At 70.0% G+C, this 11234-nt stretch carries 8 protein-coding genes; 6 read left to right on the forward strand and 2 right to left on the reverse strand.

All coding sequences use genetic code 11. From position 1 onward, the window contains the following. Window positions 1-372 precede the first annotated feature (372 nt). Window positions 373-1500, forward strand: a complete 1128-nt coding sequence (locus ZRA01_RS18775) for an acyltransferase family protein (protein ID WP_141354908.1) — start codon at window positions 373-375, stop codon at window positions 1498-1500. A gap of 6 nt (window positions 1501-1506) precedes the next feature. Here ZRA01_RS18775 and ZRA01_RS18780 read toward each other — a convergent pair whose 3' ends face one another. Then, window positions 1507-4446 carry an HD domain-containing phosphohydrolase gene (locus tag ZRA01_RS18780; protein WP_141354909.1) on the reverse strand — a complete coding sequence of 980 codons (2940 nt, stop codon included), beginning with the start codon at window positions 4444-4446 and terminating at the stop codon, window positions 1507-1509. A gap of 25 nt (window positions 4447-4471) precedes the next feature. Then, window positions 4472-5503, reverse strand: coding sequence for an AraC family transcriptional regulator (locus ZRA01_RS18785; protein ID WP_141354910.1), 1032 nt, complete (start codon window positions 5501-5503; stop codon window positions 4472-4474). Window positions 5504-5719: 216 nt separating this feature from the next. Here ZRA01_RS18785 and ZRA01_RS18790 point away from each other — a divergent pair, with 216 nt between their 5' ends. The 5 genes from ZRA01_RS18790 (at window position 5720) to ZRA01_RS18810 (ending at window position 11163) form a co-directional block, all read left to right on the forward strand. Next, window positions 5720-6484: an SDR family NAD(P)-dependent oxidoreductase gene (locus tag ZRA01_RS18790; protein ID WP_141354911.1), complete on the forward strand. Its 765-nt coding sequence runs from the start codon at window positions 5720-5722 to the stop codon at window positions 6482-6484. A 93-nt stretch (window positions 6485-6577) separates the two neighbouring features. Then, window positions 6578-7765 carry an acetyl-CoA C-acetyltransferase gene (locus ZRA01_RS18795; protein WP_141354912.1) on the forward strand — a complete coding sequence of 396 codons (1188 nt, stop codon included), beginning with the start codon at window positions 6578-6580 and terminating at the stop codon, window positions 7763-7765. Between the two features lie 214 nt (window positions 7766-7979). After that, the gene (locus ZRA01_RS18800; protein ID WP_141354913.1) at window positions 7980-9116 is read left to right on the forward strand and encodes an acyl-CoA dehydrogenase family protein; all 1137 of its coding nucleotides are present in this window, start codon (window positions 7980-7982) and stop codon (window positions 9114-9116) included. Between the two features lie 107 nt (window positions 9117-9223). Next, window positions 9224-10369, forward strand: a complete 1146-nt coding sequence (locus ZRA01_RS18805) for a CaiB/BaiF CoA transferase family protein (protein ID WP_141354914.1) — start codon at window positions 9224-9226, stop codon at window positions 10367-10369. 17 nt (window positions 10370-10386) lie between these two features. Next, on the forward strand, window positions 10387-11163 hold the full coding sequence (locus ZRA01_RS18810; protein ID WP_141354915.1) for an enoyl-CoA hydratase: 777 nt from the start codon (window positions 10387-10389) through the stop codon (window positions 11161-11163). Window positions 11164-11234: the final 71 nt, after the last annotated feature.

Raw genomic sequence — 11234 nt, forward strand, 5'->3', positions numbered from 1 at the left:
AGGAAACTTGGGGCGGCCCGGCGTTTCCTTGAGAGCATTCCAAGGCCAAGCCGGCCTCGGCGTGGACGGAGAAACATTGCATGTTTCTCAAGAGCACCGCGGCAGGCCGGGCTGACGTCGCCGACCCAGCCCGGCACGAACGCGGCTGGACGCCCGGTTTCTCAGCCATCGCGCCGCCTGCGCCGCAAGAACAACCCGGGTCGGGGCCGTTGCCTGAAGCACACACTTACAAGCAAATGCTCCGCCCCTCGGCCCTTCAGCCCTTATAATGCCGCCCTTTCGCTCAACTGCTGCAGCGCAGCATCCGCAGCCGCGGCATCACCGGGCCGTCGTTGAGCACCGATTCCTGTTTTGGGAGGATGCGCAAGCATCATGCGCAACGACGCCGCCAGACTGCCCGCCATCGATGCACTCAAGGCCATCGCCTGCGTGCTGATCGTCCTGCATCACCTGGCCTTCTACGGCCCGATGGCCGACATCGCGCGGCCGCTGATGCCCGGCATCATCGACTTCCTGTTCGACTACGGCCGCATGGCGGTGCAGGTTTTCCTGGTGGTCTCCGGCTTCCTGTTCGCCACCCGCTTCACCCCGGCCAGCCCGGCCCTCGGCGCGCCGCTGGCGCTGCTGTTCCAGCGCTACACCCGCCTCGTGGTGCCCTATTCGGCGGCGCTGCTGCTGGCCATTGCGTGCTCGGCCGTGGCCGGCGTGTGGATGGAGCACCGCTCCATCTCCGAGCCGCCCGACCTCGGCCAGCTCCTCGCCCACGTGCTGCTGCTCCACGACCTGCTCGACCAGGACGCCCTCTCCGCCGGCGTGTGGTACGTGGCCATCGACTTCCAGCTCTTCGCGCTGGCGGTCCTGCTGCTGTGGCTGCCGCACCGGCTGGCCGCGCGCTTTCCGGCCCGGGCGGGTGTGCTGCGGGTCGGCGCCGTGCTGCTGGTGGCCGGCATGACCCTCGCCTCGCTGTTCGGCTTCAACCGCGACGCCTGGTGGGACGAGACCGCGCTGTATTTCTTCGGCTCGTTCGGGCTGGGGATTTTGTGCAGCTGGGCCCTGCGCCTGCCGCGCCCGGCGCTGTGGCTCGGCCTCCTGACGCTGGCTGTCGCCGCCGCGCTGGCCGTTGATTTCCGCGAACGCATTGCGGTGGCCACCGGGGTGATGCTGTTCCTGGCCTTCACCGCCCGCAGCGGTTTGCTCCACACGCTGCCCGTACCGGCCGCCGTCAGCCGCCTGGCGCAGATCTCGTATTCGGTCTTCCTGGTGCATTTTCCGCTCAGCCTGCTGGTCAATGCGGCGGTCAGCGGTTTCTTCCCGGCCAACCCGGTGATCAACGCCCTGGGCATGCTGCTGGCCCTGGCGCTGAGCATCGCGGCCGGTGCCGAGTTCCATCGCCGCGTCGAGCGCCCGGCCTTCGCCACCCGCACCCGCCTGCTGTTTCCGGCCGGCGTGGTGGCCGGCGGCTGGCTGGCCGCCCTCGCCGCCACCAGCCTGGGCGGCTGAGCCCGGTCAGGCCGCCGGCTGCAGCAGCGCGGCCACATCCACCTCGTCGATGCACGCCGGCTGCATGAAGCGCCGGGCGTAATCCTGATACACGCCTGACTCCAGAAACAACGCGAACAGCGCCGGGTCGATGTGCCCGGCGTCGCGCATCGAGGCCATGATCGCCACCGCCTCCGACAGGCGCTTGCCCTGCTTGTAGGGCCGGTCGACGGCGGTGAGGGCCTCGAAGATGTCGGCGATCGCCAGCATCCGCGCCAGCGGGCTCATCTGGGCACCGGTCAGGCCCCGCGGGTAGCCGCTGCCGTCCATCTTCTCGTGGTGGCTGCCGGCGATCTCGGGCACCGCCCGCAGGTGCCGCGGAAAAGGCAGGTCGGCCAGCATCCGGATGGTGTTAACAATGTGCTCGTTGATGCGGTAGCGGTCTTCGGCAGTGAGCGTGCCGCGGGCGATCGCCAGGTTGGCGAGCTCGCCCCGGTTGTACAGCAGCGCCGGCGCCGCCATGCGCAGGCCCCAGGGGTTGTCGGGGGCGATGCGGTCTTCCACGGAGCGCTCGAAGAGATGCTCCGGCTTGTCGGCGAGCAGCGCCTCCTCCACCGGCAGGGGCTGCGCCGGGCCCTTGCGGCGCAGCTCTTCGGGCGATACGCCGAGGCGGTCGTCGAGGGTGCGCAGCCAGCGGCGCTCGGCGATCTGCTGCAGGCGCGCCACGTCGGCCGGCGCCATCGCCTCGCCGCCCGCGTTGCAGGCCGCCACGAAGGCAAAGTCGGCATCCAGCGCGGCCAGTTCGTCGGCCAGCCGGGCGCGGGCTGCGGCGGGAGCTTCGCCCGCGATGATGGCCTCGCAGCAGGCGATCGTCGCATCGCGCTTGAGCACCTCGAAGCGCATCCTGATCTCGTGGATGCGGTCGTAGAGGGTCTCGAGCTTGGTGGCCTTGTCGACGATGAACTCCGGCGTCGTGACCTTGCCGCAGTCGTGCAGCCAGGCCGCCACGTGGAGCGTCTCCCAGCCGTCGTCGCCGAGGGCGAAATCGCGGAAGGGGCCGCTGGTCGCTTCGCAGGCGGCCCGGGCCAGCATCTTGGTGAGCACCGGCACGCGGGCGCAGTGGCCGCCGGTGTAGCGGCTCTTGGCGTCGATGGCGTGGGCGAGCAGCTGCAGGAAGGATTCGAACAGGCGCTTCTGGTTGCGGATCAGTGCCCGCGTCTCCACCGACAGCGCCGCGGTGCCCGACAGGGCCTCCACAAAGTGCACCAGATCACTGCCCGGCGCCTCGTCGAACCACAGCACCAGCAGGCCGACCCGGGCGTGCTCGCGGTCGAGGAGCGGCAGCGCCAGGTAGGCCATCGCCGGCCGGCCGAGGGCGCCAAACAAGGCCTCGCAGCCCGCCGCGGCGCCCTGGCCGGCATCCAGGCAACCGCCACCGGAGCGGGCGCCCTCGCCCACCAGCCCGGCCATCGCGGCGCCCGGCGGGGCCAGCGCGGGGGCCAGGGTTTCGCCGCCGCTGCTGCGCAGGGTCGCGGCCTCCAGATTGGCGCCCTCGTCGCCCGCCAGGTACAGCACGCCGGCCCGGGCGCCGCTCACCGCCACCGTCTCGTCCACCAGCCGGGGCAGCAGGCGGTCGAAGCTGGACTCCTCGGCGAGGGATTCGGACAGCTCCAGGAAGTGCCGGATCGAGGCCTTCATCGAGGCCAGGTCGGTGGCGAGGTCGTCGACTTCGCGCACCACCGAGCGGGTTTCGACGTCGGCGGCAAAGTCGAAGCGGCGGATCGCCGCGGCCTCGTCGGCCAGCTCGCGGATCGGCTTCGACACCAGCCGCGCGGCGAGGTAGGTGAGCGGCACCGCGCCCAGCATCACCAGCAGCGTGGCCAGCAGGGCTCGATCGCGGATGGTGACGGCGTCGGTCAACAGTTCGTCGTCGGGCACCACGATGCCCAGCCGCGCCTGGGGCCCGCCGCTGATCCGCAGGGTCAGCAGCGCGCCGCGCCAGTCGCGCCCGTCAACGCTGAAGGCGATCAGGCCCGGGCTGCCCGGCTCACCGCCGGGGCGCCTGGCCTGGGATGCCAGCGCCGCCAGCGGCCCGCCGAGGGTGTCGATGGCCTGGGCCTCGGGCGCCGCGCCGGGCGCCGCCGGCTTCAGCCAGCCCTCTTCGCTGGCAGCCACCACCCGGTCGTCCTCGTCGAGCAGCACGAGCTGGGACGCCGGCGTGATGCGCAGCCGCTGCAGCGTGGCGCCCAGCGAGGCCAGCCGGATGTCGGCCCCGACCACCGCCCGCCCGTCCTCGCTGCGCTGGGCCACGGTGACGCCGGCCTTGGCGGTGGTGGCGAAGACGTAGGGCGCGGTGTAGATGAGCCCGGCCTCGGTCATCGCTGCCTGATACCAGCCGCGCTTGCGGGGGTCGTAGCCTGCAGCAAAGTCGGGCCGCGGGTCGTCCCGCAGCACCTTCAGGCCGGCGTCCAGGTGGATGAAGCGGGCCTCGCCCCGCTCGATGCTCTGCACCATCCAGTGGGCCCCCGGCGGCGCGGCGAGCACCCGGCGGGCTTCGTCGTCGACGATGCGGAAGAGCAGAAAGAAGTCGCCGTCACCGTAGCCGGCGTAGATTGACGACACCGCCGGCGAGGCCAGCAGCGCCCGCTGCAGGAAGGGCAGGCTGCGGCGGCGCTCGGCCAGCGTGGTGGCGCTGGTGAGGCGTTCGAGGGCGGCCAGGCGCACCGCGGTGCCAGCCGGGTAGAGCAGCGCCTCGATCTCGCCGAGGGTCTGGGCGGCGGCGCGCTCGGTCATGCGCTCGGCGGCGTCTTCCAGCATGCGCACGCTCCGCGTATACGACATCCAGGCGATGCTCGCCCCGGTGGCCAGCACCAGCAGGAAGAACAGCGTGGCGATGTGGATGTGCAGCGGCAGGCGCAGCGCGCGGCGGGAAGTGCGTGGTGTTCCGGGGGTGTGGCCGTTGTTCATCGCGAGACTCCCCAGTGCTGCCGGCCTACTGCCCGGCGAGGGCGCGCCGGTATTCGCCGGGCCGTGTGCCCGTCCATTTCTTGAAGGCGCGGTGGAAGGCGCTGGCCTCGGCAAAGCCGAGCTCGAGGGCGATGTCGAGCACCGACTTGTCGGAGTGGCACAGCTGGCTGATCGCCAGGTCGCGGCGCAGGTCGTCCTTGATCGACTGGTAGGACTGCCCCTCTTCGAGCAGGTGCCGGCGCAGCGTGGACACCGAGCTGTGGAGCTGCTGGGCCAGGGTCTCGAAATCGGGCCAGGTGTCGGGCGGGATGTGGCGCAGCTGGCGCCGGATGCGCGCCACCAGCCCTTCGCTGTTGCGGTACTTGACCAGGAAGTTGGCCGGCGCGCTGCGCAGGAAGACCTTCATGGTGCGCTCGTTCTGCACGTTGGCCATGTCGAGGTATTCGGCCGGGAAGCGGATCTCGGTTTGCGCCGCGTCGAACACCAGGTCGGGCGAGAAGAGCACCCGCCACTCGGCGCTGAAATCCGGCTCGGGGCAGCGGAACACCGCCTGCGCGAGCGGGATGCGCCGCCCGATCAGCCAGCAGGCGAGGCCGTGGAGCATGATCAGGAAGGTGCCGTAGGCAAACGCCCGCCGCGGCCCCGGGTGCGGGTCGACCACCACCAGCCGGGCGGTGTCGCCGTCGCGCACGAGCTCGCCGGCCATGTCGTCGAGGATCAGCCGGAAGAAGCGCAGCGCCCGCCGCAGGGCGCGCTCGAGGCTGTCACAGTGGATCACGCTGTGACACAACAGGGTGAAGCTGCCGGCCTTCATGGGGTGGCTGTCCATCCCGAAGAACTCGTCGTCGGTGGCCTCGGCGATCAGGTGCCACAGGCGGCCGTAGTGGGCCGACGAGACCCGCGCCTGGGGCGCGTTGAGGAGCTCCGGCGAGATGCCGGCGGCCGCCAGCAGGGCGTGGGCATCGAGCCCGCGGCGGGTGACATCCACCAGCGCCTCCTGGACGAAGCCGATGGCGATGGTGCCTTTGTCGGAGCTGCGTTCGCGGGTCGGAGCCATGGCGGGGGAGTGGTCAGCAACCGGAGTGGAGCGGACGCCCGCCATAGCCCTCTGGAGCACGCTTTGTGGCCAGGCTTTGCGGCGCCGCAATATGGCAAATTCTACCATTCACATTGATCGTTTATGGCATGGAGGCCGGCCCGCCTTGCCCCTAGACTGCGGGCCACATCGCGCGCGCCGTGCGCGCCCATCACCCACAGAAACGAGGAGAGCTTCATGGAGATCAACAACAAGGTATTCGTGGTGACCGGCGGCGGTTCCGGCCTGGGCGCGGCCACCGCGCGGATGATCGTCGCCGCGGGCGGCAAGGCCGTGCTGGCCGACGTGAACAAGGAAGCCGGCGAGGCCGTGGCCGCCGAGCTGGGCGCTGCCGCCCGCTTCGTCGCCACCGACGTGACCAACGAGGAGAGCGCCAAGGGCGCCTTCGCCGCGGCCCTCGAGATGGGCGTGCTGGGCGGCCTCGTCAACTGCGCCGGCATCGCCCCGGCCGAGAAGGTGGTCGGCCGCGACGGCGCCCACAAGCTCGAGTCCTTCGCGCGCACGATCAACATCAACCTCGTCGGCAGCTTCAACATGATCCGCCTCGCCGCCGAGATCCTGTGCAAGAACGAGCCCGACGCCGGCGGCGAGCGTGGCGTGATCGTCAGCACCGCCTCGGTGGCGGCCTTCGACGGCCAGCTCGGCCAGGCCGGCTACGCGGCCTCGAAGGGCGGCGTGGTGGCGATGACCCTGCCGATCGCCCGCGAGCTGTGCCGCAGCGGCATCCGCGTGATGACCATCGCTCCGGGCATCATGGAAACCCCGATGCTCCTCGGCATGCCCGCCGACGTGCAGGACGCCCTCGGCAAGATGGTGCCCTTCCCCTCGCGCATGGGCAAACCGGCCGAGTTCGCGGCGCTGGTCGAGCACATCTGCCGCAACAGCTACCTGAACGGCGAAGTGATCCGCCTGGATGGCGCCATCCGCATGGCCGCCAAGTAAGCCGGGCCTCAGCCCGCCACACGCCGGTTCACCCATCGAAATATCGACGTCGGGCTCCCGCCCGACCTGCATGAATTCAGAAAGGCACCATCCATGAGCACCAACGACCCGATCGTCATCGCCTCCGCCGCCCGCACCCCGATGGGCGGCTTCCAGGGTGACTTCAACGCCCTCACCGCCGCGCAGCTCGGCGCCGTCGCCATCAAGGCCGCCGTCGAGCGCGCCGGCATCGCCGCCGACAGCGTCGAGGAGGTGATCTTCGGCTGCGTGCTGCCCGCCGGCCAGGGCCAGGCTCCCGCCCGCCAGGCGGCCCTCGGCGGCGGCCTGGCCCTGTCGGCCGGCTGCACCACCGTCAACAAGATGTGCGGCTCCGGCATGAAGGCCACCATGCTCGCCAACGACCTGCTGCTGGCAGGCACCAACGAGGTGATGATCGCCGGCGGCATGGAGTCCATGTCCAACGCGCCCTACCTGCTGCCCAAGGCCCGCGGCGGCTACCGCCTCGGTCACGGCCAAGTGATGGACCACATGTTCCTCGACGGCCTTGAAGATGCCTACGAGAAGGGCCGCCTGATGGGCACCTTCGCCGAAGATTGCGCCGGCCTCTACGGTTTCACCCGCGAGCAGCAGGACGCCTACGCGGTCGCCTCGCTGACCCGCGCCCAGGCCGCCATCAAGGACGGCTCCTTCGAGTGGGAGATCGCCCCCGTCACCGTGGCCGGCCGCAAGGGCGACGTGACCATCGCCAGCGACGAGCAGCCGCCCAAGGCCAACCTCGACAAGATCCCGACCCTCAAGCCCGCCTTCCGCAAGGACGGCACCGTGACCCCGGCCAACTCCAGCTCCATCTCCGACGGCGCCGCCGCGCTGGTGCTGATGCGCGCCTCCACCGCCGCCGCCAAGGGCCTCACGCCGATCGCGAAGATCGTCGGCCACAGCACCCACGCCCACCAGCCCAACCTGTTCGCCACCGCCCCGGTCGGCGCCATGCAGAAGCTGCTCGCCAAGGCCGGCTGGACCACCGCCGATGTGGACCTGTGGGAGATCAACGAAGCCTTCGCCGTCGTCACGATGGCCGCCATCCACGACCTGAAGCTCGACCCGGCCAAGGTGAACATCCACGGCGGCGCCTGCGCCCTGGGCCACCCCATCGGCGCCTCCGGTGCCCGCATCATCGTCACCCTGCTTGGCGCCCTGCGCAAAACCGGCGGCAAGCGCGGCGTGGCCAGCCTGTGCATCGGCGGCGGCGAAGCCACCGCGCTGGCGGTCGAGATGCTCTGAGGGCTTGCAGCTCTTTGATGTCGGGTTACGCCCTGCGGGCTAACCCGACCTACGGTTAGGCACGCGCCGATTGGCAAGGGCGGCCGTTACATTGGCAAAGTAAGCCATCACTTTGCCAACCGCGTAGCTCGGGGTTAGCGCAGCGTAACCCGACACCGACACCCACACGCCGCCCCATCGCCCCGCGGCCACCCCTACACTCAGGAGACAAAACATGATCCTCACCCAAGAACAGGAAATGATCCGCGACTCCATGCGCGCCTTCGCGCAGGAGCGCCTCGCCCCCTTCGCCGCCGAATGGGACCGTGACCACACCTTCCCGGCCCAGGCCCTCAAGGAGCTCGGCGAGCTCGGCGCCCTCGGCATGTGCGTGCCCGAAGAATGGGGCGGCGCCGGCATGGACTACATGAGCCTGGTGCTGACCCTCGAGGAGATCGCCGCCGGCGACGGCGCCACCTCCACCATCGTCTCGGTGCAGAACTCCCTGCCCTGCGGCATCATCAACAAGTACGGCACCGACGCCCAGAAAGAGGAATGGCTGAAGCCGCTGGCCCGCGGCGAGAAGCTCGGCTGCTTCTGCCTCACCGAGCCCCACACCGGCTCGGATGCCTCGGCCATCACCACCCGCGCCGACCGCGACGGTGACAGCTTCGTGCTCAACGGCGTCAAGCACTACATCACCACCGGCAAGTACGCCCAGATGGCCATCGTCTTCGCGGTCACCGACAAGGCCGCCGGCAAGAAGGGCATCTCCTGCTTCCTGGTGCCCACCGCCACCCCCGGCTACAGCGTCGCCCGCGTTGAGCGCAAGATGGGCCAGCACGCCTCCGACACCTGCCAGATCGTCTTCGACAACTGCCGCGTGCCCGCCACCGCGCTGCTCGGCAAGGAAGGCGAAGGCTACAAGATCGCCCTCTCCAACCTCGAAGCCGGCCGCATCGGCATCGCCTCCCAGGCCGTCGGCATGGCCCGCTCCGCCTTCGAAGCCGCGGTGCGCTACGCCAAGGACCGCCAGACCTTCGGCGTGCCGATCATCGAGCACCAGGCAGTCAACTTCCGCCTCGCCGACATGGCCACCCAGCTCGACGCCGCCCGCCTGATGGTGTGGCGCGCCGCCCAGCTCAAGGACGCCGGCAAGCCCTGCCTGAAGGAAGCCTCGATGGCCAAGATGTTCGCCTCCGAAGTGGCCGAGAAGGTCTGCTCCGACGCCATCCAGATCCACGGCGGCTGCGGCTACACCGACGAATCGCCGGTCGAGCGCATCGCCCGCGACGTGCGCGTGTGCCAGATCTACGAAGGCGCCAACGACATCCAGCGGCTCGTCATCGGCCGCGCGATCGCCGCCGAGTAAAGGGCCCATCAGGCTGCTGCGCGGCCCGGGGGCTCGACCTCGGGCCGCCCGCCACGCCTGCGACAGCCTTCATCCCCCAGCATAAAAATCAAAAGGCAGGAGACAGCATGGGTCCGCTTCACGGCATCAAGATCATCGAATTCGCCGCCCTCGGCCCCGCCCCGATGGGGGCCATGATCCTCGCCGACCTGGGCGCCGAGGTGGTGCGCATCGAGCGCAAGCTGGCGCCGGGCGCCAAGCCGGCGTCCGAGCTTTTTGATCCGGCGATCGACATCCTCAACCGCAACCGCCGCGTCGTCACCCTCGACCTCAAGAAGCCCGAAGGCCTCGCCGCCGCGCGCCAGCTGATCGCCGCGGCCGATGGCCTCATCGAAGGCTACCGCCCCGGCGTGATGGAGCGCCTCGGCCTCGGGCCCGACGAATGCCTGGCCGCCAACCCGCGCCTCGTCTATGGCCGCATGACCGGCTGGGGCCAGACCGGGCCGCTGGCGTCCACCGCCGGCCACGACATCAACTACCTGTCGCTATCGGGTGCGCTGCACGCCATCGGCGAGCCCGGCGGCAAGCCGGTGGTGCCCCTCAACCTGGTGGCCGACTGCGGCGGCGGCGCGATGCTGCTGGTGGTGGGCGTGCTGGCCGCGCTGCTCGAAGCGCGCAGCTCCGGCCGCGGCCAGGTGGTGGACGCCGCGATGACCGACGGCTCGGCCCTGCTGATGACCATGATGTACACCCTCAAGGCCATGGGCCAGTGGAGCCAGCAGCGCGGCAGCAACCTCCTCGACGGCGGCGCCCACTTCTACGACACCTACCGCTGCGCCGACGGCAAGTACGTTTCCATCGGCCCCATCGAGCCCCAGTTCTACGCCCTCTTCCTGCACACGGCCGGCATCACCGACCCCGACTTCGCCCAGCAGTGGGACCGCGCCCGCTGGCCCGAGCTCAAGGCCCGCGTCGCCGCCCACCTCGCCACCCGCCCGCGGGACGAATGGTGCGAACTCTTTGCGGGTAGCGACGCCTGCGTGGCACCCGTTCTGGACATGGACGAAGCGCCCAAACACCCGCACAATCAGGCCCGCGGCACGTTTATCGAGGTGGGCGGCGTCACCCAGCCGGCCCCCGCGCCGCGATTCAGCCGCAGCACCCCGGCCCGTCCGGTCGCTCCTGTCCCGGGAGTGACGGACGAAGGCGCCCTGGCCGAGTGGGGCTTCAGCCCCGCCGCCATCGAAGCCCTAAAAGCCGCCGGCGCCATTTAAACAAGAACGGAGGACACATGGATTACCAGAACATCATCGTCGAGACCCGCGGCAAGGTCGGCCTCATCACCCTCAACCGCCCCAAGGCCCTCAATGCCCTCAACGACGCCCTCGTCGATGAGCTGGGCGTCGCGCTGAACGGCTTCGAGGCCGACGAGAACATCGGCTGCGTCGTCATCACCGGCTCCGAGAAGGCCTTCGCCGCCGGCGCCGACATCGGCGCAATGGCCAAATTCAGCTACATGGACGCCTACAAGGGCGACTACATCACCCGCAACTGGGAGCGTCTCAAGACCTTCCGCAAGCCGGTGATCGCCGCGGTGGCCGGCTTTGCGCTGGGCGGCGGCTGCGAGATGGCGATGAGCTGCGACATGATCTTCGCCGCCGACACCGCCAAGTTCGGCCAGCCCGAGATCAAGCTCGGCACCCTCCCCGGCGCCGGCGGCACCCAGCGCCTGCCCCGCGCCGTGAGCAAGGCCAAGGCCATGGACCTGTGCCTCACCGGCCGCATGATGGACGCCGTCGAAGCCGAGCGCGCCGGCCTGGTGGCCCGCGTGGTGCCCGCCGACAAGCTGCTCGACGAAGCCCTCACCGCCGCCGCCACCATCGCCAGCTACTCGCTGCCGGTCGTGCTGATGATCAAGGAATCCATCAACCGCAGCTTCGAATCCGGCCTCAACGAAGGCCTGCTCTTCGAGCGCCGCGTCTTCCACTCCAGCTTCGCCCTCGACGACCAGAAGGAAGGCATGGCCGCCTTCGTCGAAAAGCGCAAGGCCGAGTTCAAGAACCAGTAAGCGCGGGGTTCTGCAGGCAAGACAAGGGGGCTGCGGCCCCCTTTTCCGTTTCCAGCCAGAAAACCGGGTTG

It is taken from the genome of Zoogloea ramigera, from assembly GCF_006539865.1.
Taxonomy (GTDB): domain Bacteria; phylum Pseudomonadota; class Gammaproteobacteria; order Burkholderiales; family Rhodocyclaceae; genus Zoogloea; species Zoogloea ramigera.